The sequence below is a fragment of the Pararhizobium sp. genome (assembly GCF_035497515.1).
Lineage (GTDB): Bacteria > Pseudomonadota > Alphaproteobacteria > Rhizobiales > Rhizobiaceae > Pararhizobium.
Genome location: NZ_DATJDJ010000077.1, coordinates 1 through 20724, shown reverse-complemented (window position 1 = coordinate 20724; position 20724 = coordinate 1). Strand labels below are relative to the sequence as shown.

20 protein-coding genes are annotated in these 20724 nt (G+C 61.9%); 14 read left to right on the top strand and 6 right to left on the bottom strand.

Annotated features, from left to right (window positions below; translation table 11 throughout):
• The 3 genes from VL202_RS08770 to VL202_RS08760 all read left to right on the top strand — a co-directional run.
• Positions 1-318 (top strand): DUF1697 domain-containing protein (locus VL202_RS08770; protein ID WP_325463746.1); only part of this gene is annotated, 318 nt, incomplete at its 5' end.
• 118 nt (positions 319-436) lie between these two features.
• A complete protein-coding gene (thrS, locus tag VL202_RS08765; protein ID WP_325463745.1) occupies positions 437-2425 on the top strand; it encodes a threonine--tRNA ligase in 1989 nt (662 codons plus the stop codon).
• Between the two features lie 196 nt (positions 2426-2621).
• Entirely contained in the window at positions 2622-3461 is an 840-nt protein-coding gene (locus VL202_RS08760; protein ID WP_325463744.1) for a lysophospholipid acyltransferase family protein, read from the top strand.
• Positions 3462-3491: 30 nt separating this feature from the next.
• Here VL202_RS08760 and VL202_RS08755 read toward each other — a convergent pair whose 3' ends face one another.
• Positions 3492-4511, bottom strand: a complete 1020-nt coding sequence (locus VL202_RS08755; protein WP_325463743.1) for a hypothetical protein — start codon at positions 4509-4511, stop codon at positions 3492-3494.
• 112 nt (positions 4512-4623) lie between these two features.
• Here VL202_RS08755 and VL202_RS08750 point away from each other — a divergent pair, with 112 nt between their 5' ends.
• Together VL202_RS08750 and VL202_RS08745 are read left to right on the top strand one after the other, a co-directional pair.
• Complete coding sequence (locus VL202_RS08750; RefSeq protein WP_325463742.1) at positions 4624-5208, top strand: nitroreductase; 585 nt, start codon at positions 4624-4626, stop codon at positions 5206-5208.
• Positions 5208-5810 carry a flavin reductase family protein gene (locus tag VL202_RS08745; RefSeq protein WP_325463741.1) on the top strand — a complete coding sequence of 201 codons (603 nt, stop codon included), beginning with the start codon at positions 5208-5210 and terminating at the stop codon, positions 5808-5810. The genes VL202_RS08750 and VL202_RS08745 overlap by 1 nt, the downstream gene beginning before the upstream one ends.
• Positions 5811-5818: 8 nt before the next feature.
• Here VL202_RS08745 and VL202_RS08740 read toward each other — a convergent pair whose 3' ends face one another.
• A complete protein-coding gene (locus tag VL202_RS08740; RefSeq protein WP_325463740.1) occupies positions 5819-6526 on the bottom strand; it encodes an aldolase/citrate lyase family protein in 708 nt (235 codons plus the stop codon).
• A gap of 78 nt (positions 6527-6604) precedes the next feature.
• On the opposite strand from VL202_RS08740, the gene VL202_RS08735 reads away from it, so the two are divergent.
• Together VL202_RS08735 and VL202_RS08730 are read left to right on the top strand one after the other, a co-directional pair.
• A complete protein-coding gene (locus VL202_RS08735; protein ID WP_325463739.1) occupies positions 6605-7744 on the top strand; it encodes a DUF2336 domain-containing protein in 1140 nt (379 codons plus the stop codon).
• 138 nt (positions 7745-7882) lie between these two features.
• Positions 7883-8905, top strand: coding sequence for an NAD-dependent epimerase/dehydratase family protein (locus VL202_RS08730; protein ID WP_325463738.1), 1023 nt, complete (start codon positions 7883-7885; stop codon positions 8903-8905).
• A 4-nt stretch (positions 8906-8909) separates the two neighbouring features.
• Here VL202_RS08730 and VL202_RS08725 read toward each other — a convergent pair whose 3' ends face one another.
• On the bottom strand, positions 8910-9353 hold the full coding sequence (locus VL202_RS08725) for a hypothetical protein (protein ID WP_325463737.1): 444 nt from the start codon (positions 9351-9353) through the stop codon (positions 8910-8912).
• 282 nt (positions 9354-9635) lie between these two features.
• On the opposite strand from VL202_RS08725, the gene VL202_RS08720 reads away from it, so the two are divergent.
• Entirely contained in the window at positions 9636-10049 is a 414-nt protein-coding gene (locus VL202_RS08720; protein WP_325463747.1) for a GNAT family N-acetyltransferase, read from the top strand.
• Between the two features lie 104 nt (positions 10050-10153).
• On the opposite strand, the gene parE is transcribed toward VL202_RS08720, so the two are convergent.
• Positions 10154-12229 carry a DNA topoisomerase IV subunit B gene (gene parE, locus VL202_RS08715; protein WP_325463736.1) on the bottom strand — a complete coding sequence of 692 codons (2076 nt, stop codon included), beginning with the start codon at positions 12227-12229 and terminating at the stop codon, positions 10154-10156.
• 253 nt (positions 12230-12482) lie between these two features.
• Between parE and VL202_RS08710 the strand changes: the two genes are divergently transcribed.
• The 6 genes from VL202_RS08710 to VL202_RS08685 all read left to right on the top strand — a co-directional run bounded on the left by VL202_RS08710 (position 12483) and on the right by VL202_RS08685 (position 19264).
• Positions 12483-13367 carry an alpha/beta hydrolase gene (locus VL202_RS08710; RefSeq protein ID WP_325463735.1) on the top strand — a complete coding sequence of 295 codons (885 nt, stop codon included), beginning with the start codon at positions 12483-12485 and terminating at the stop codon, positions 13365-13367.
• 124 nt (positions 13368-13491) lie between these two features.
• Complete coding sequence (locus VL202_RS08705; RefSeq protein ID WP_325463734.1) at positions 13492-14934, top strand: UbiA family prenyltransferase; 1443 nt, start codon at positions 13492-13494, stop codon at positions 14932-14934.
• Positions 14931-16253 carry an FAD-binding oxidoreductase gene (locus VL202_RS08700; protein ID WP_325463733.1) on the top strand — a complete coding sequence of 441 codons (1323 nt, stop codon included), beginning with the start codon at positions 14931-14933 and terminating at the stop codon, positions 16251-16253. Before VL202_RS08705 ends, VL202_RS08700 begins: the two co-directional genes overlap by 4 nt.
• 94 nt (positions 16254-16347) lie before the next feature.
• A complete protein-coding gene (locus VL202_RS08695; RefSeq protein ID WP_325463732.1) occupies positions 16348-16788 on the top strand; it encodes a transporter in 441 nt (146 codons plus the stop codon).
• On the top strand, positions 16785-17795 hold the full coding sequence (locus tag VL202_RS08690; protein ID WP_325463731.1) for an NAD(P)-dependent oxidoreductase: 1011 nt from the start codon (positions 16785-16787) through the stop codon (positions 17793-17795). The genes VL202_RS08695 and VL202_RS08690 overlap by 4 nt, the downstream gene beginning before the upstream one ends.
• 17 nt (positions 17796-17812) lie before the next feature.
• Positions 17813-19264, top strand: a complete 1452-nt coding sequence (locus VL202_RS08685) for an aspartate aminotransferase family protein (RefSeq protein ID WP_325463730.1) — start codon at positions 17813-17815, stop codon at positions 19262-19264.
• A 54-nt stretch (positions 19265-19318) separates the two neighbouring features.
• Here VL202_RS08685 and VL202_RS08680 read toward each other — a convergent pair whose 3' ends face one another.
• On the bottom strand, positions 19319-19900 hold the full coding sequence (locus VL202_RS08680) for a YceI family protein (protein ID WP_325463729.1): 582 nt from the start codon (positions 19898-19900) through the stop codon (positions 19319-19321).
• 61 nt (positions 19901-19961) lie between these two features.
• Entirely contained in the window at positions 19962-20528 is a 567-nt protein-coding gene (locus tag VL202_RS08675) for a cytochrome b (protein WP_325463728.1), read from the bottom strand.
• Between the last annotated feature and the right edge of the window lie 196 nt (positions 20529-20724).

The window sequence follows — 20724 nt, the reverse complement described above, 5'->3', positions numbered from 1 at the left end:
ATCATCGTCCGCACCGCTGACGACTGGCGCGCGCTCGCCGCCGGAAATCCGTTTCCGGAAGCTGCCCGAGACGAGGCTCAGAACGTCATCGTCCGGGTCATGCGCACACCTCTGGCAGATGCCGCGCTGGTCGACCTGCACCGCCGTTGCGACGCCGGCGAGCAGGTCCGGATCGTCCACGGCGATCTCTGGATCCACTTTCCCGGCAAGCCCAGCACCTCGAAGCTCATCTCGGCCCTGACGACGAAAAAGCTCGGCATCGGCACCATGCGCAACTGGAACACGGTGCAGGGGCTTGTCGAGATGATCAACGTCTGATCGAGCCTGTTCTTTACTCCATCACAAAAACGCTCTATCACCCGCGCGTCAATTTGCCGGTCTGCCGGCCATGAAAACCACCCGCATTCGTTGGCGGGACTGGATAAGGAAGAAGAAGATGTCCGACGCTGTTTCCCTTACATTTCCCGATGGTTCCGTTCGCGGTTACGCCGCTGGCACGACCGGCCGTGACGTTGCCGAATCGATCTCCAAGTCGCTTGCAAAGAAAGCCATCGCGATCGCGCTGGATGGCGAGTTGCGCGACCTGTCCGACCCGGTCGTCAGCGGCAAGCTCGAAATCGTCACCCGCGAAGATTCTCGCGCGCTGGAACTGATCCGTCATGACACCGCGCACGTGATGGCGGAAGCCGTGCAGGAATTGTGGCCCGGCACGCAGGTCACCATCGGCCCGGTGATCGAGAACGGTTTCTACTACGACTTTGCCAAGGACGAGCCCTTCACGCCCGACGATCTGCCGAAGATCGAAAAGCGGATGAAGGAGATCATCCAGCGCAACAAGCCATTTACCAAGGAAATCTGGCCGCGCGACAAGGCGCGACAGGTGTTTGCCGACAAGGGCGAGGCCTACAAGGTCGAGCTGGTTGATGCGATCTCCGCCGATCAGGACCTGAAGATCTATTATCAGGGCGACTGGTTCGACCTTTGCCGCGGCCCGCACATGGCCTCCACCGGCCAGATCGGCAATGCCTTCAAGCTGATGCGGGTGGCCGGTGCCTACTGGCGCGGCGACAGCAACAATCCGATGCTGACGCGCATCTACGGCACGGCCTGGCGCACCCAGGAAGAGCTCGACCAGTATCTGCACGTGCTGGCTGAAGCCGAAAAGCGAGACCATCGCCGCCTCGGCCGCGAGATGGACCTGTTCCATTTCCAGGAAGAAGGCCCGGGTGTCGTCTTCTGGCATGGCAAGGGCTGGCGCATCTTCCAGACGCTGGTCGCCTATATGCGCCGCCGTCTCGCCGGCACCTACCAGGAAGTCAACGCGCCGCAGGTGCTCGACAAGTCGCTGTGGGAAACCTCGGGTCACTGGGGCTGGTACCGCGACAACATGTTCAAGGTAACGGTCGCCGGTGACGAAACCGACGACGAGCGTGTTTTTGCGCTTAAACCCATGAACTGCCCCGGCCATATCCAGATTTTCAAGCATGGCCTGAAATCCTACCGCGAACTGCCGATCCGGCTTGCCGAATTCGGCAATGTCCACCGCTACGAACCTTCGGGTGCGCTTCACGGCCTGATGCGCGTGCGCGGCTTCACGCAGGACGATGCGCACGTCTTCTGCACGGACGAGCAGATGGCAGCCGAATGCCTGCGCATCAACGATCTCATCCTGTCGGTCTATCAGGATTTCGGCTTCAAGGAAGTCGTGGTCAAGCTCTCGACCCGGCCGGAAAAGCGGGTCGGCGACGATGCGCTGTGGGATCGCGCCGAAAGCGTCATGATGGATGTGCTGAAGACCATCGAGGCGCAGTCGGAAGGCCGCATCAAGACCGGCATCCTGCCGGGCGAGGGCGCTTTCTACGGCCCAAAATTCGAATATACGCTGAAGGACGCCATCGGCCGTGAATGGCAGTGCGGCACGACGCAGGTCGATTTCAACCTGCCGGAACGGTTCGGCGCCTTCTATATCGACTCGAATTCGGAAAAGACCCAGCCGGTCATGATCCACCGCGCCATCTGCGGCTCGATGGAGCGCTTCCTCGGCATCCTGATCGAGAACTTCGCCGGCCATATGCCGCTGTGGATCTCGCCGCTGCAGGTCGTCGTCGCCACCATCACGTCGGAAGCCGACGAGTACGGCCGCGAAGTCGCCGAACTGCTGCGCGATGCCGGGCTTGAGGTCGAGACCGATTTCCGCAACGAGAAGATCAACTACAAGGTCCGCGAACATTCGGTCACCAAGGTGCCGGTGATCATCGTCTGCGGCATGCGGGAAGCAGAAGAGCGTACCGTCAATATCCGCAGGCTCGGCTCGCAGGCACAGACGCCGATGACGCTGAACGAGGCGATCGCCTCGCTGGTGCTGGAGGCAACGCCGCCGGACCAACTCCGAAAGGCCGCAGCGCGCAAGCTGCCGTCCGCTTGAACCGGACGAAAATCTGATGCGATGCTGATGAAGGGTGTGCGCAAGTGCACCCTTCGGCCTGCTGTCAGAAAAGTGTAACAGTCGAAGACTATCCAGTCTGGAGAGGCGGCGAGACACGGATGCCGCCGTCAGGCCGGCAGGCGACGCCGGCATTCAGTGTCCTTAAGGACGGGCTTCTCAGGAAACGGGGAACGACGTGCAGTTCAAAGAGCTGTCTTATGCCAACGAGAACGATCGACGGCTGAAACGTTGGTTCATCCGGTCCATGGAAGGCCTGTCCGGACGCAATCGCTACGCCAAGCTCTACAACACCTGGCGCCATGAGATCGTCGGCCACAGCGACCGGATTTTCGGCGAAATGCTTGCACTCATCAATGTGCGCATGCGCGTAGAGGGCGAATGGCCGCCGCGGCATCTGCCGGATGCGCCCATCGTTATCGTCGCCAACCATCCGTTCGGTATCGGAGACGGCATTGCCGTCCTGTCGCTGGCCGAACAGCTTGGCCGACCCTTCCGCGTGCTGATCAACAACGAGCTCCTCAAGGTGCCGGAAATGGCGCCTTACTCGCTGCCGATCTCGTTCGAGGAGACCAAGGAAGCGCTGGCGCTTAACATGCGGACGCGCAACGAAGCCGTGCGGTTGCTGAAGGAGGGCGTCACCGTCATCGTCTTTCCGGCGGGCGGGGTCGCAACGGCGAGAAAGGGTTTTGGCCGTGCCGAGGATCTGCCGTGGAAGATGTTTCCGGCCAAGCTGATCCAGGCGGCCAAGGCGAGCGTCATCCCGATCTATTTCGAAGGCCAGAACGGCCCGCTGTTCCACATCGCCAGCAAGCTCTCGCTGACGCTCAGAATTTCGCTGCTGATCCGCGAGTTCCGTCGCCTGTCCGGCACGACGATCTCTTCACGCATCGGCCAGCTGATCGCCTGGGAAGAGTTCGCCACCATTCCCGACCGCAAGGATATCCTGACGCGGATCTACGATGCCGTGTTCTCCATGGCGCCGTCCCGCCGGCGGTTTCTCCGCCGGGCTTCCTGATCGCTCGAAGCGATTCTGTCGTTGAAGTACTCAATCCTGAGCGTCGGACGTATCGTCGGCGGCCTGCGGTGTCGCCTTCTGTCCCTTGTCGTTCAACAGCACTTCGACATCCGTATTGACGCCTGCCTTGACGGTGAAGTCGCGCTGGAAAATCTTTTCGTTGTTGCGGGCGATCGCCGAATAGTCGCCTTCGGCGAGCACCAGTGTCGGAAATGCTCCCACGCTTTCGCTGACCACGTCGCCCGATGAGGTCAGGATCGACCAGGCCGTGTCGGCAATCGCCTCGCCGCCGGGCTCCGAGACCAGTTTCAGCGTCAGCTTGGCAGCGCGGTGCTGGATCGTCGCCTCGGTCAGCTTGCCGGCTTCCACCTGGATGTCGGCGCGAATCACCGCGTTGACCGAGCCGTAGTTGGACACGACGTGATAGGTGCCGGTGTTCAGCCTGATCACCGTGCTCGGCTTGACGTCGGCAACCACGAGCGCGCGCTCGCCGTCCTCCTTCACATCCGCCGAGAAGATCGAGAAGCTCAGTTCGCCCGGTGGAATGCGCACGTCGCTGCCCGAGACCGCGTTCAGCATGACGCCGCCGGCATCGAGCACGAGCACCTGCTTCTCCATCGGTCCGGCTTCCGCGACGCGGACCTTGCGGGTCGCGCCGGCGCGTCCGAACGCGACGTTGACGAAATATTCGCCGGGCACCAGCTGGAATGCCGCCGAGCCACCCTCCGATGTCGCCACCAGTGGCAGCTTGCCGTCCGCGCCGGGGATCGGGCTGAAGACGCGCCAGGTCAGTCCCTGCTCGACCGGACCACCCTTTTCCGTCAGCAGGGCCTCGAGCTGGATGTCCTTGGCGGTCGTAGCCTGCGTCGCCGCTTCCGGCGTCAGCGGGTTGAAGCTGTTGAGCTTCGGCATTTTTGGCGTCGAGATCGTCGGAAAGCTCTTGAACGGATCGGCCTGCTCCCGGGCTTGATCCTGGGCCTGTGCGCCGCTGCCGGTCGCGAAAATCAGTGCCGCGATTGTCGCGCGAACGTGAACGGTCTTGATGCGCATGAGAGAGTTGACATCCTGAATGTGTGGCTCCACTTGAAGCGCCGATATGGCAATTTCGTGGCTACCCCTGCGACGGCGACGTGCGGTGGCAAACTAATGGAAATGAACAGCGATGAAAACTGAAATCAGTCTGCGTGATTATCTCTCGACCCGCCGCTCCATCCCGGCCTTCCAGATGACCGGCCCCGGTCCGGATACGGCCGAGATCGAGGAGATGCTGACGCTCGCCTCGCGTGTGCCGGATCACGGCAAGCTCGCCCCCTGGCGTTTCATCGTCTATCGCGGCGAGGAGCGGGTGCGGCTGAGCAGGGAACTCGCCGCCATGGCGCTGGCAGCCAAGCCCGACCTGTCGGAAGAGATGATCAATGTGGAAAACACCCGCCTGTCGCGGGCGCCGGTCGTCGTCGCCGTCGTCAGCAAGGCGGCAGCGCATTTCAAGATCCCGGAATGGGAACAGCTGATGTCGGCCGGCGCCGTCTGCCTCAACCTTTTGATGGCCGCCAATGCGCTCGGCTACTGCTCGAACTGGCTGACCGAATGGTACGCATTCGATGAGCGGGCCTATCCGCTACTCGGCGTCCAGCCGGGCGAGAAGATCGCCGGCTTCATCCATATCGGCCTGCCGCAGGTGCCGCCGACGGAGCGTCCGCGCCCCGCGCTCGCCGATATCGTTACCTGGATTGGAAAGGACGCCTGATGTTTTACGACGCCGGTGAAAACGCCCATGGGCTCAGCCACGATCCGTTCAAGGCGATCGTGTCGCCGCGGCCGATCGGCTGGATCGGATCGCGGGCCGCCGATGGCAGCCTCAATCTCGCGCCCTATTCCTTCTTCAATGCCGTCAGCGACGCGCCGAAACTGGTGATGTTCTCGTCCTCCGGCCGCAAGGACTCGGTCAGCAATATCGAGGAGACTGGCGAGTTCACCGCCAATTTCGTCAGCTATGACCTGCGGGAGGCAATGAACACCACCTCGGCTCCGGCACCGCGCGGGAAGAGCGAATTCGAGCTTGCCGGCCTGACAGCGGTCACCGGCCACATGGTCGCGGCGCCATTCGTTGCCGAAGCCTATGCGGCGCTTGAATGCAAGGTGACGGAGATGTTCCAGCCGAAGGCGCTCGATGGCACGCTCTCCAACAGTTACATGGTGATCGGCCAGGTCGTCGGCATCCATATCCGCGAGGAAGCGATCCGCGACGGCCGCTTCGACATGGCCAAGGTCCGCCCGGTTGGCCGCATGGGGTATATGGATTACTGCGAATCCGGCGACGTCTTCGAGATGTTCCGACCGAAACGATAGGACAAGTGTCAGCCCGAAAGGGCTGCCAACTGCTGCGGTGTCCGCACCACGACCCCGGCAAATCCGTCGGCCAGGCTGATCTGTTGCCGGATATGCAGATCATCGCCCAAGACACCGCCGCCAATCATTTCATGACAGGGGAGGCCAGCCTGCTTGGCCTTCAGCACGGCGATGGCGCGGGCAAACAGCAGCGGCGCGCCTATACGACCTGCGGCTGTGTTCATCGCCTCGCTCGCTGTCGCCTTCGTCAGGGCTTCTCCATCGAACACCAGTCCCCACAGGCGCTCTGACACGCCAGGCAACGCGGTCGGCGACAGGAAGAAATCCGAGCTGTCGCCGATCTCGGCAAGGATCGCGATTGATCCGGCTTCAAGTCCATGCCGGGCTTCCGCCACCCGCAACACCACGTCGAGCCGCTGGATATCCGCCGCATCCCGGCAACCCGACAGGACGAAACCCTGCGGGCGCAATGCAGCTAAACGCGTGATGGCTTCCTGGCCAAGCTCGTCGTCCGGCCTGCGAATACGCAAGAGGGTGGCGGCCAGCGCGCCATACTGCTCGAGGGTCGCCTGCGCCTCGCTCCGAGCCTTGTCCGTCGTCCAGCCGCTGCCGAGATCGATGATCACCGTCGATCCGGTCGGCATTTCGGCCGCCATCAACGCCTCCGGCCGGGCGCAAAGCAGCGGCGCGGTCATCGTCAAGCGGTTAACGGACATGGTGAACCAATCTTAAACCTTTCATCGGTAACCTCGTGGATACCATGATGTGGCTGGTTGGTGTGTAGTGAGGCGTCGGTGATCATTCAAGCATTTCTTCGTTGGGTCGAGACCGCGAAAACAGGAGATCGGGTTCGGGCGGCGCAGGCTCTGGGCCGCGCCTATGCGACGGCGGAAATGAACACGATCGACTATCACGCCGCCGAAATGGCCATGACCTTCCTGCTGGATGATCCCTCGCCGAAAGTTCGGCTGTCGCTCGCCGAAGCCATCGCCGATTGCCCGCGCATTCCGCGCTCGATCATCCTTTCGCTTGCCGAGGACCAGCCCGAAATCGCCTATGCCGTCATCTCCTGTTCGGCGGTCCTCACCGACATGGACCTCGTCGATATCGCCGCCAAGGGCACGTCTGAGACCCGCGCCGTCATCGCCGCGCGCCAGATGATGTCGCGCCCGGTCGCGGCCGCCATCGCCGAAATCGGCGGCGAGGAAGAGGTGCTGATCCTGCTCGAGAACGAACAGGCACGTTTTTCTTGCCGCACGCTGAAGCGGCTGAGCGACCGGCTCGGCCATCTCTGGTCCGTCCGCAACCGTCTGCTGGAGCGGGATGACCTGCCGGCCGATGCCCGCCATGCGCTGGTCGAGAAGGTCGGTGCGGCCTTGTCAGGTTTCGGCCTGGTGCAGTCGGCGATCGGCGAACGCCGCGTCGAGCGTATCACCCGCGAGGCATGCGACCGTGCCGCCGTCTCCATGGCGGGCGCTGCCGAAGCCGGCCAGATCCCGGCGCTTATCGAGCATCTGCGCATCACGGGCCGCCTGACGCCGGCTTTCCTTTTGCATGCGCTCTGCTCCGGCAAGATCGACTTCTTCGCCGCCGCCATCGTCAATCTTTCCGCCGTGGCGGAAAAGCGTGTCCGCTCCATCCTGTCCGATGGCCGCATCCATGCCATTCGCGCCCTGTTCGAAAGCGCTGGCCTCGGCCGCGATGTCAGCGCCCTTTTCGCCGATGCCATGCTCTTGTGGCGCCGGGAAAACCGCATCGGCTCCCAAGGGACGACGACATCGATTTCATCGGCACTGCTGTCGAAGCTGCGCGGCGGGCTTTCCAGACCGGAAGCATCCGGCAGCCTGGCCGAAATCATCGAGAAACTGTCGATCGCCGAACAGCGCCAGACGGCGCGCGACTATGCGCTGCTGGCGACCCGCGACGCGGCTTGAGCCAGGACCTGCATGTCGATGATGCGGACGGCGCGGCTCTCCCGCGCCGTTTTCCGTTGTCGGCGGTCGTTTCCATCTTCCCCGAGGGCGCCTGGACTGAGAAGGTCGCTCGGACAGAATCGGTGAGGAATGGCACGTATGTCGGTTGAAACGAAAGGGCTCGTCCTGGTGACCGGTATCGGCGGTTTTCTCGGCCGACATGTCGCCGCGGAACTGCTCGCCGCCGGTTATGAGGTGCGCGGCACGCTGCGCTCCATGAAACGGGCAAAGATCATCGCGGCGGCAATCCGATCGGCCGATGGCGCTACAAACGGAAAACTCACGTTCGCCACCGCCGATCTTCTGTCGGATACAGGCTGGACGGCTGCATTCTCCGGCGTCACGGATGTCATCCACACCGCGTCGCCGTTTCCCTCCAAAGTACCGAAGGACGAAAACGACCTGATCGCGCCGGCCCGCGAGGGCACGCTCAGGGTGCTGCGCTCGGCGCGGGATGCCGGCGTGCGCCACGTCGTCCTGACATCTTCCACCGCCGCCGTCAGCTATGGATCGGGCACGGCGCCCTTTACCGAGGCAGACTGGACGGACGTCAACAGCCCGCTGGCAACGGCTTACTACAAGTCGAAGACGCTTGCCGAACAGGCTGCCTGGAGCTTCGCCCGTGAGAGCGGGCTCCCACTGACGGTGATCAACCCTGGCATGATTCTCGGACCGCTCCTCGGCGGCGAAAACGGAACCTCCGTCGGCCTCGTCCGCGCGCTTCTGATCGGAAAATATCCGGCTTTACCCGACTTCCGGGTGCCGGTGGTCGACGTGCGCGATGTCGCCGATGCCCATGTCCGGGCGCTGGAGGTGCCGGAGGCCATTGGCGAACGCTTCATCATTGCCGGCGAGACGCTGTCGGTGAAGGATATCGCCGCGGCCCTCCGGCGTGATTTTCCGGCCTATGCCGGCAAGATTCCGCGTTTCGTGCTGCCCAACTGGCTCGCCGGCATCGCGTCCCGTTTCGATCCCGGCCTGAATCTGATCGTCGCCGAACTTGGCCGCGACGCGCGCGTTTCCAATGAAAAGGCAAGGCGCGTGCTGGGCTGGCGGCCCCGTCCGGAGGCGGACGCGATCCGCGCCAGCGCCGACAGCCTGATCGCCGCCGGCTTGGTCTGAAGCGTTATCTGGTGAATTTGCGCGCCACCCAGGAATAGCCGTCCTCGATATAGTGTACCGGCTTGGCGATCGTTTGCCGCAGCTTCGCCGTGTCCGGAATGGTGCCGCTGATAGGCGCCAGCGTCCGGCGCGGCAGGCTGGGTTGCTCTTGGGTCGCCGGCGGTGTCGGGATCGTGTCCGCCTGCGCCTGGGGCGTTGCCATCGGCAGGGGATCTGCATTCGTCGAGGCAGCCGGGTCTTCAGCCTTCGCCATCTGCTTGTCCGATGTCTCGCAGACGGCGACGATGACCGGGTAGTTGCTGTTGGAGAATTTCGGCAGCTGCTTTTGGGATTCGGCGTCGCAGGTAGCAATCGTCGCCCAGGTGCCGCTTACCGTCGACACATAGTGGCATTGGGTGACGTTGTCGTCGCATCCAAGGATCGTCATGATGATCAGGGCAGGAACCATCGGGCCTAAATCTCCGGTTGGAAAATACGCCGCCGTCTGCGGCTCGCGTCTTGTTCACCGGCGTAAACATGGCATTGTTCCGATTTAAGGCGGACGGGCAAAACCTTCGCAACAAATTGTTTCCAAGCGTTTCAGGCGGGGAGGCAGCGGCCAGAATTGACGTCTGTCATCGCCCGGGCACTGCCTCTAAGATCACTGCGATCCCACATGAATCGATCTTTCAAGGACCCTCGCCAAGTGACCGTCATCATTGAGAAAGAACCGCCCCGCCAGCCCGCCGTAATGCGCCTGCTCGAACAATCCGATGCCTATGCGCAGTCGCTCTATCCCGCCGAGAGCAATCATCTGGTCGATATCTCCGCACTGGAAAAGCCGTCCGTCGCCTTCTTCGTCGCGCGCCACGAGGGCGAGATCGTCGGCTGCTGCGCGCTGGTGGACGCGGGCGACGGCACCGCCGAAATCAAGCGCATGTTCGTCGATCCTGAGGCACGCGGCCTGAAGATCGGTCGCCGGCTGCTGGAACGCATCGAAGCCCAGGGTCGCGATGCCGGTCTCTCGGTGATCCGGCTCGAAACCGGTATCTACCAGCCCGAAGCCATCGGCCTCTACCGTACCGCGGGCTATGCCGATATCGGTCCTTTCGGCACATACCAGCCGGATCCGCTCAGCCTGTTCATGGAAAAGAGGATGGCCTGATGCGGAGTGAGGTGCCAATCCGGAAAATCCTTTCCGCTCCGTCAGTTGAAGCGGAAAGATGAATCAATCCAACAGCTCTTGAACCAAGCTGCGAAGACCTCGGCCTAGATATCCAGATTCTCCACAAACACGGCGCGTTCCTGGATGAAGCGGAAGCGGGCGTCGGCCTTGGTGCCCATGAGGTTGTCGACGGCGTCGCGGGTGCCTTCGAAATCCGCCTCGTCGATACCCACCTTCAGCAGCGTGCGCTTCGAGGGATCCATGGTGGTTTCCTTGAGCTGCGCCGGCATCATTTCGCCCAAGCCCTTGAAGCGGCCGATCTCGATCTTGCCGCGACCGTTGAACTCGGTCTCCATCAGTTCGACGCGGTGTACATCGTCGCGGGCATAGAGCGTCTTGGCACCTTGCGTGATGCGGTAGAGCGGCGGCACGGCCAGATAGAGATGGCCGCCACGAACGAGGTCCGGCATTTCCTGATAGAAGAAGGTTATGAGCAGGGAGGCGATATGGGCGCCGTCGACGTCGGCATCGGTCATGACGATGACGCGCTCGTAGCGCAGGTCTTCCTCGCGGTATTTCGAGCGCGTGCCGCAGCCGAGCGCCTGCACGAGGTCGCTGATCTGCTGGTTGGCGCCCAGTTTCTCGCGGCCGGCACTGGCGACGTTAAGGATCTTGCCCCGCAATGGAAGGATCGCCTGGTTGGAGCGGTTGCGCGCCTGCTTGGCTGATCCACCGGCCGAATCCCCTTCGACGATGAAGAGTTCGGCGCCCTCGGCAGAATTCTGCGAGCAGTCGGCGAGCTTGCCCGGCAGGCGCAGCTTGCGCACCGCCGACTTGCGCGAGACTTCCTTTTCCTTGCGGCGGCGGACACGCTCGTCAGCGCGCTCGATCACCCATTCCAGCAGTTTCTGGGCTTCCTGCGGATTGTCGGCGAGGAAGTGGTCGAAGGGATCGCGCAGCGCGTTCTCGACGATGCGCTGCGCCTCGACAGTCGCCAGCTTGTCCTTGGTCTGGCCGACAAATTCGGGTTCGCGGATGAAGATGGACAGCATTCCGGCCGCCGAGATCATTACATCTTCGGTGGTGACGATTGCTGCCCGCTTGTTCTGCGTGAGGTCCGCATAGGCCTTGAGACCCTTGGTCAGCGCGATGCGCAGGCCGGCCTCGTGCGTGCCGCCTTCCGGCGTCGGGATGGTGTTGCAATAGGAGTGCACGACGCTGTCGCCGCCATACCAGGTGACCGCCCATTCCATTGCGCCATGGCCGCCGGTCTTTTCGGTCTTGCCGGCGAAGATTTCCCGCGTAACGGTGAATTCCTTGCCCATCGTCGCCTGCAGGTAATCCTTGAGGCCGCCGGGGAAGTGGAACACGGCCTTTTCCGGCGTGTCCGTGCCCTCGACCAGCGAGGGGTCGCAGGACCAGCGGATTTCGACGCCGCCGAACAGGTAGGCCTTGGAACGGGCCATGCGGAACAGGCGGGCCGGCTCGAACTTCATGTGCGCGCCAAAGATCTCAGGGTCCGGGTGGAACTTGACCTTGGTGCCGCGCCGGTTCTGGACGTCGCCCAATTCCTCCAGCCCACCCTGCGGGATGCCGCGGGAGAAGCGCTGACGGTAAAGCTTGCGATTGCGCGCCACCTCGACTTCGAGAAGGTCGGAAAGCGCGTTGACGACGGACACGCCGACGCCGTGCAGACCGCCGGAGGTTTCATAGACCTTGCTGTCGAACTTTCCGCCCGCATGCAGGATGGTCATGATCACTTCGAGCGTCGATTTGCCCGGAAATTTCGGATGGTTCTCGACCGGGATGCCGCGGCCATTGTCGGTGACGGACAGGCAGCCTTCGGCGTCGAGATGCACGTCGATGAAATTCGCGTGCCCTGCGACGGCCTCGTCCATCGAGTTGTCGATGACTTCGGCGAACAGGTGATGCAGCGCCTTTTCGTCGATGCCGCCGATAGACATGCCGGGACGACGGCGCACCGGCTCCAGCCCTTCGAGCACCTCGATGGCCGACGCGTTATAGTCGCCGGTATCCGCCTTCAGCGTCGCGGATGCGCCACTGCGCTGCTCCGCAACGGGGGCTGCGACAGGCGCGGCGATCGGCTTGGACACCACCGGCGCGGTTGCAGTCTTGGGCACCAGAGGCAATGCTGAAAAGAGATCGTCGCTGTCGGTCATAGTCTGTTCAGGGTACTTTCCGTGTGGCAGCCCCGTCGATCTGGGGACAGGGCCGCATGAATCTCTGCGCGAATCGGCGGATTTCTGCAAGACTCATCTTGCCAGAGTACTCATTCTGTCAGAGTCCGGGCGTCGGAGCGACCAGTGGTCATTCAGGTGCCTGCAGATGCGCCGATCAAGCCTTCAATAAACCCAACTGTTGCGTTGCGGAAGGTCCGATGGCAAGGCTTGGATCAAAAGAGGAACATCGAGAATGCACCTGTCCACAGCTCATTTGATATTTCGAACCCTTGCGGCGCTGATCCTGGCCGCTAGTCTCACGGCGCCTGTTGCGGCTGCCCCGTTGAAGCCGTTCAAGGACGAGCTGTTCTCCTATGGCACGGTGATCGAAGCCGGCGATAATGGCGACTATCTGGTTATTGACTACGACAAGATGCGCGATCTGCACGGCCGCGACGAGATCCCCGAACGCAAGGTGACGCGCGCCTATGTCTCGCTCGGTGTCAAGAGCGAGCAGTCCTTTGAAACCGTCAATGCCGGCGGACGCAACGTTGACGTCGTCCGCGTCGGGCGGGAGCGGGGGGCCGCCTTCACCGTCATCTTCATCCATGGTCGGGGCGGTGACCGGCGTCTCGGCGCCAACGACTGGATCTTCGGCGGCAATTTCAACCGGCTGAAAAACATCGCCGTTGCCAATGGCGGGGTTTATTATTCGGCGAGTGTCCGCTCGTTCGACGAAACGGGCGTCACCGATGTCGCGGCGCTGATCGGTTACGCGCAGGCGCAGTCGCCGGGCCGGCCGGTCGTCCTGTCCTGCGCGTCGATGGGAAGCATCGTCTGCTGGGGCATCGCGCGCGATGCAACCGCCTCTGCGGCGCTGAAGGGCATGATGATCATGGGTGGCCCGTCCGATCCGCAGTTCAAGGACAGCGCAGCCTACAAGCGCAAGCTGCCGGTCTTCTTCAGTCATGGCGGCGCCGACAATGTCTATGCCGCGATCGGCCAGGTCAAATTTTATCGCGGCCTCAAGGCGGCCGGCTATCCGACGCGCATGGTCGTGTTCCAAACCGGATCGCATGGAACGCCGATCCGCATGACGGACTGGCGCGATGCGCTGAACTGGATCGGCCTCGATTGAACCTGTCCGTTCCGCCGGGAATTGTTAACCACCACGGCAGTTAACAAGTCCCTCGCCGGCGTTGTTTGCTTTTTCGAAAGCTCGTCATGGGACTGTCCCGACACTTGTTATCGGGATGGGATTCATGGACGCTCGAACTGAGACACGGCATATTCCACTGTGCGTCGATCTCGACGGCACGCTGATATCAGCCGACACGCTTTGGGAGGGCGTGGCGATCATTCTCCTGCGCAATCCGCTGATGCTGTTTGCCATGCTCTATTGGGCGGCAAAGGGAAAAGCCCGGCTGAAACACGAAGTCGCCGCCCGCTCGGGCCGCCAGGCGATCGACTGGCCTTACCGTGAGGCCGTGCTCAAGCGCCTGGTCCGCGAACGTGAAAGCGGCCGCCAGGTCATCCTCGCCACCGGTGCCGCCGAAAGCGTGGCACTCGGCATCGCCGCCCATACCGGCGTGTTTTCCTCCGTCCTCCACAGTTCGCTCGACCACAACCTCACCAGTCATCGCAAGCGCGACAAACTGGTCGAGACGTTCGGGGAGGGCGGTTTCGATTATATGGGCAACAGCCGCGACGACGTGCCGGTGTTCGATGCCGCCCGCAAGGCGATCGTTGTCGCGCCGGATGCGGCCGCCGAAAAATGGCGCCGCATCCATGATGCCGAGCGCCTCGATATCGGCAAGGGCAGCCGGCTGGCCGCGCTCAAGTCGATCCGCATGCATCAATGGGCGAAGAACGTCCTGATCGGCGTGCCGATGGTGCTCAATCACGACATCCTGCAGATGGACGCGATGGTCAACGTCATCCTCGCCTTCTTTGCCTTCAGCTTCCTGGCGTCCGCCGTCTACGTCATCAACGACCTCTCGGACCTCACCAACGACCGCCGCCATCCGACCAAGCGCAACCGGCCGCTCGCCAGCGGCCAGATGTCGGTGCCGATGGGCCTGACGATCGCTTTGTGCCTGCTCGTCGCATCGCTGTCGCTGACCCTGGTCCTGCCAGTCGATTTCGCCCTCGTGCTCGGCTTCTACGCCGTTGCGACGACCGCCTATACCTTCGTCCTCAAGCGCAAGCTGCTTGTCGATGTCTTCACGCTGGCCGGCCTCTACACGGTCCGCATCGTCGCCGGCTCCGCCGCGACCGATACGGAACTGTCCTTCTGGCTCCTGTCCTTCTCGATCTTCTTTTTCCTCAGCCTGGCGCTGGTCAAGCGCTATGTCGAACTCGACGAATATGACGGCCGCGATGGTCATCAGGTTCCCGGTCGCGGCTACGTGACCGTCGATTTCGAGATGGTTGGTCAGGCGGGCGTGTCGTCGGCCTTCGCCGCGGCGCTGGTTCTGGCGCTCTATATCCACAGCAAGGAAATGATGGAGATGTACACGGTGCCCTGGGCGCTGTGGCCGCTCTGCCCGTTGGTGCTCTACATGCTGCTGCGGATCTGGATGCTGGCGCGCCGCCGCATGCTGCATGAGGATCCCGTCGTCTTCATCATGCGCGACTGGCGCAGCCTTGTGACGATGACGATCGGGGCGTGCCTGGTTCTGGTCGGTGCGCTGGGATCCCCATGAGCGACGAACAGTTCGACAGTTGGGGCCGGATCGATCGCCGCCCGCGAAAATCCGTGTCCCCCGACGCCTATGACAATCTGCGTGAAGCCGCCGCTGCCGGCGGCTTCCTGCCGTTCGGCAATGGCCGCTCCTATGGCGACAGCTGCCACAACGATCGCGGGAGGCTGATCGAAAGCCGCATGCGCACCCGCATCCTCGGTTTTGATCCCGGCACGGGCATCATTTCCTGCGATGCCGGCGTCACGCTGCATGCCATCCTCGAAAAAGCCATTCCGCATCACTTCTTTCTGCCGGTGACGCCGGGGACTGCCGCCGTTACCATCGCAGGCGCCGTCGCCAACGATGTTCACGGCAAGAACCACCATGCCCGCGGCACCTTCGGCCGGCATGTACGCGCGCTGACGCTGCTGCGATCCACCGGCGACCTTCTGACCTGCTCGGCCAGGGAAAACCCCGACCTGTTCCACGCCACGATCGGCGGCATGGGGCTGACGGGTCTCATCCTCTCCGTCGACCTGCAATTGATGAAGGTACCATCGGCCCATATCCAGCAGCATGGGATACGCTTCGACCGGCTGGAAGACTATTTCGCCATGGTCGAGCGGGTGGATGGCGAACATGAATATTCGGTGGCATGGATCGACCAACTCGCGACCGGCAGCCATGCGGGCAGGGGGATACTGCTGGCCGGCGACCATGCCGATGCGTCCTGCGAATTTCCGGACATGCCGCGCGGCACGAAACTCTCCGTGCCGGTCTCGCCGCCGTTCAACCTGTTGAACATCGTCACGCTCAAGGCCTTCAACGAATTCTATTTCCGCAAGGAGAAGCGTGGCGAGACCGTGAAGACGGTAAAATGGCCCGGTTATTTCCATCCGCTGGATGCGATCGGACACTGGAACAGGCTGTACGGACCCAAGGGGCTTTACCAGCACCAGAGCGTCTATCCGGCCGACATGGCGCCGGAACTCACTGCAAGCCTGCTCGATACCGCACGCAAGGCGGGGCATGCGTCGTTCCTGACGGTGCTGAAGAAATTCGGCGATCAGGCTCCAGCGGGACTTTTGTCCTTTCCCCGGCCCGGTTTTACATTGACTCTGGATTTCGCCAACCAGGGTGAACGAACCCTTAAGCTCCTCGACAGGCTCGATGCGATCGTCATCGAGGCCGGTGGCGCCATCAATCCCTACAAGGATGCGCGCATGAGCCCGCAAACCTTTGATTCTTCTTTCCCTCAGTGGCGGAAACTCGAAGAACTGCGCGATCCCGCCATGGTGTCCAACTTCTGGAACAGGACGGCTTTGGCTCTGCCAAAATGAGAATAGCTAAAGTTTGACTTAAATAAATGCGGGAATTTCACGGATTATACGGCTCTTGCGTGTAGTGATCGGGATGGGAACAGGGAACACCGACATGAAATATATCGTCTTCATTCTCTTCACCGTGCTCACCAACGCGGCGGCACAGCTGATGCTCAAACAGGGCATGCTGTCGCTCGGTCCGTTGAGCTTCACGGCTGATACTTTCATTGCCCGCATCTTCCAGGTGGTCTTCAGCCCCTGGGTCTTCGCTGGACTGGTCACCTTCGTCATCTCGATGGCGTCGCACCTTTACGTCCTGTCCAAGGTCGAACTTTCGTTTGCCTATCCATTCCTTAGCCTCGCCTATGTGGCCGTGGCCATCTTCGCCTATTTCGTTTTCCGCGAGGACCTGAACGCCTGGCGCATCGCCGGCATCGGCTTCATCTGCGTCGGAACCGTTCTGATTGCCCAGTCCGGGATGTCCTCCCATGGCGACGAGCCGTCGCTTGAGGCTGCGGGCGCAAAAACAGCTAAAATCGGGAGTGCATCATGAAGCATATCATTTTCGGCGGTGACGGTTTCGTCGGCCGTCATCTCGCGGAACGTCTCGTGCATGATGGCGAGGAGGTGCTGGTCGCCGATATCGCCAAATCCGACCTGCCGCATTATGCCCGCGCCCGTTTCGTCCAGTGCGACGTGACCAATCCGGACGATGTCATGAAGGTCGAGATCGGCCCGGACGACATGGTCTACAACATGGCGGCCAAGATGCTGTCGCCGCTGCAGGTGCGCTCCAAGCGCTGGCAGTTCTTCTGGCCGGTCAATTATTACGGCGCCGAGAACATCATGAAGGCGACGGCCAAGTCCGGCGCCAATCGGCTGGTGCAGTTCACCACCGACATGATCTACGGCCACACCGTCATGTCGCCGCAGACCGAGGCGCATCCGGCCAAGCCCCTGGGCGAATACGGCAAGTCGAAATGGGCAACCGAACAGCTCGCCGTCGAGTGGCGCAAGCAGGGCATGAATATCTCGATCTTCCGCCCGCGCCTGATCATCGGCCCCGGTCGCCTGGGCATCCTGGAAAAGCTGTTCAAGCTGATTGACGCCAACCTGCCGGTGCCGATGATCGGTTCGGGCAAGAACCCCTACCAGTTCATCTCGGTCTTCGATTGCGCCGAAGCGGCGCGTCTTGCCTGGAAGGGTGGCGTTCCGAACGCTGAATACAATCTCGGCTCCGACAATCCGCCATCGGTGAAGAAACTGCTGGGCGACCTGATCGTCCATGCCGGCTCGAAGTCGTTCCTGCTGCCGACGCCGGCCTTCGCTGTCAAGGCGACGCTGGCTGCCTTCGATTTCGTCAATCTGCCGATCATGGATCCGGAACAGTATCTCATCGCCGATGAAATGTGCATCCGCGAAACGGGCAAGCTGAAAAGCGAGCTCGGCTGGAAGGCGCAGTACAATGACGGCGCCATGCTGATCGCGGCTTATGACGAATACCGCGCCAAGAAGGCCGGCAAGAGCTTTGAACACACATCCGCCGTACCGGCCGAATGAACCAGGGGACAACGACAATGCTCGACAAACCGCACCGCGTCGCCGTCGACGCCCCCGCCCTTGATGGCGGCGTCAGGAAGCCCAACCTCCTGACGGTCGAACAGGCCAAGGATTTGAGCGTCGCCGACATGACGACGCTGTTCAAGGAGCACCTGAATCCGGGCCAGCTTCACTTCATGAAGCTGCTCGGTTTCAACAAGATCAAGATCGAGACGGCCGAGGGCATGTATTACGTCGACCAGAACGGTCGAAAGATCCTCGATTTCTTCGGCGGCTTCGGGTCGCTGGCGCTCGGTCACAACCATCAGCGCCTGATTGCTGCGCGAAAACAGTTCCAGGACGAGAACCGCCACGAGATCGCCATCGCCTTCATGTCGCAATATGCCGCGGCACTCGCCAAAAACCTGGCGGAAATCGCGCCGGGCGACCTCGACATGGTGTTCCTCGGTTCCTCCGGCTCGGAAGCCATGGAAGCGGCGATCAAGCTTGCCGAGCGTGTTGCCGGCCCCAAGCGGCCGCGCATCGTCTATGCCGAGAATTCGTTCCACGGCAAGACGCGCGGCGTGTTGTCGATCACCGACGGCCCACTCTATCGCGGTGATTTCAAGCTGCTCGAGAACAATGTCAAGGTGCCGTTCGGCGACATCGACGCGATCCGCCGCGTCTTTGAAAGCGATCCGACCATCGGCGTCCTCGTGCTTGAAACCATCCAGGGCGGCGGCGGCATCAACATCGCACCGCCTGAATTCTGGCAGGAAGTTCGCGCGCTCTGCAACAAGCACGGCGTCATCTGGGTGGCCGACGAAGTGCAATGCGGCGTCGGACGTTCCGGCCGCTTCTTCGCCTTCGAATATGCCAATGTCGTGCCGGATATCACGGCGGTCGCGAAATCGCTCGGCGGCGGCAAGACGGCGATGGCCGCGATGATCGCGCGGCGCGAAATCTACATGAAGGCGTATGGCACGCCGAAGACGGCGATGATCCATGCTCATGCCACTTTCGGCGGCATCGGCGAGGCCAGCATCACGGCGATCGAGACACTGAACGTCCTCTACGACGAAGACCTGATCGAGAATTCCGCCGTGCAGGGCGAATACCTGCTGGAACGTCTCACGGCGCTGAAGGACAAATATCCGAAGATCATCAAGGACGTGCGCGGCCAAGGCCTGATGATCGGCCTCGAGTTCCAGGATTTCAGCCAGACGCTGCCGCTCGTCCTGCGGCCGGTCGTGGCGGTGCTGGACGACAAGCTGAAGGGCTCTCTGTCGGGCTTCATCGGTGCGCTTCTGTTGCGCGACTACGATACGCTGGTGGCCTTCACCGAGTACAATCGCAACGTCATCCGCCTGCTGCCGCCGCTGATCTGCGAGCGCCAGCATGTCGACCAGCTCTGCGACGCCCTCGACGATCTGCTCGGCCGTGGCATCGTCCGAATCGTCAAGGATTTCGTCGGCAGCCAGTTCGGCTGATCATCCGGCCTGTTTTTATGAAAGGCGCGGCAGCGATGCCGCGCCTTTTGGCCTTCAATGCTTTTGCCCGTTCACCGTCATGTCGAACTGCACAATGTTAGAATAGATCGGCGTACCCGCCGACATGTTGTAGCGCGTACGGTAGACGCCGCCGTGGATATGGAAGCTGATGACGCGGCGGTTCCACTTTGTCAGTGTGGCGGTGAAATGCTCCGTCTTGGTCATGCCCTTGGCTGTCAGGTTGCCCTCGATCTCGGCCGTGTCGTCCCCCGTCTGCGTGATCTTCGTCGAGCGGAAAACGATCTTGGGATAGGTCTTGGTGTCGAAGATCGCGCTCGAGCGCAGGAATTTTTCGATCCGTTCCTCGCCGGTCTGGACAGTTTCCGGGAACAATGAGAATTCGACGACCGAACGGCGGATGTCCTTGCCGTCCAGCTGGAACGTGCCGGAAAACTTTCCGAAGGATCCCGAAATGCCGCCGCCGCCGACTTGGTCGACGGAAAAGTTGATCCTCGACGAGCCATCGATGGCGTATCGGCCAGCGGCATCGTCAAGCGAGGGAGCCTTCGCCTCAGCCAATCCGGCAGTCATCGCCAGGAAAGTGAATGCGAGGATGGCTGTGGTGGGTGCGGGCATGCCGGGCCTCCAGGGCGTTGAAACGTCTGACCGTGGGACGCCGGCTGGCGCCGGAATATTCCTACTGTTTTTCCACTCCGCTTCGAATCATGCGCGACAGCACGCCGTCGCGACGAATGAACTGGTGGTAAAACGCGGCCACGGCATGCAGCACCACGAGACCGCCCATGCCATAGGCGAGCAGGGCATGTGTCGTCGTCCAGAAGGCTTCTGCCTTTGCTGAAGGATGCAGCGGCAGGTGCGGAACAAGCAGCCTGTCAAAGACCAGCGTCGGAATACCAAGCGTCGATGTCGATGCCACCGCCCAGCCGGCCAGTGGTACCGCGACCGTTAGTCCGAGCAACAGCAGATGGACTGCGGAAGCACTGCGAGCCTCGAGCGGTGAAAACCCGGTGACCGGCGCCGGACGCCGGTTTGCCAGCCACCAGACGACCCGGATGACGGAGAGTGCCAGCACCGCCATGCCGAAGGACTTGTGCCATTGGTAAAGCGAGAACTGTAACTCCGGATCGATATCCGGCCGCACCATGAAGAAGCCGAGGATGATGAGCCCGGCGATCATCAATGCGATCATCCAGTGCAGGATGACGGTGCCCCATCCAAAGGTGTTGCGTCCGTTGCGCAGCATGGCCGTCCTTTCGAGGCAAATGTTGATCGAACCACTCCTGCTGAGACGTGTCCAATTGCGCTTTTAGTCCCGCATGCTTTCATGATGGCGCCTGCACCTGCCGCTTTTCTTTGCCCGGCAGATTTGCTAGGGCCTTGGCCGGGAAAAGGATAACGCCCTTGAGGAGATAGCATGACCCCCGACGTGAAGCCGCTTG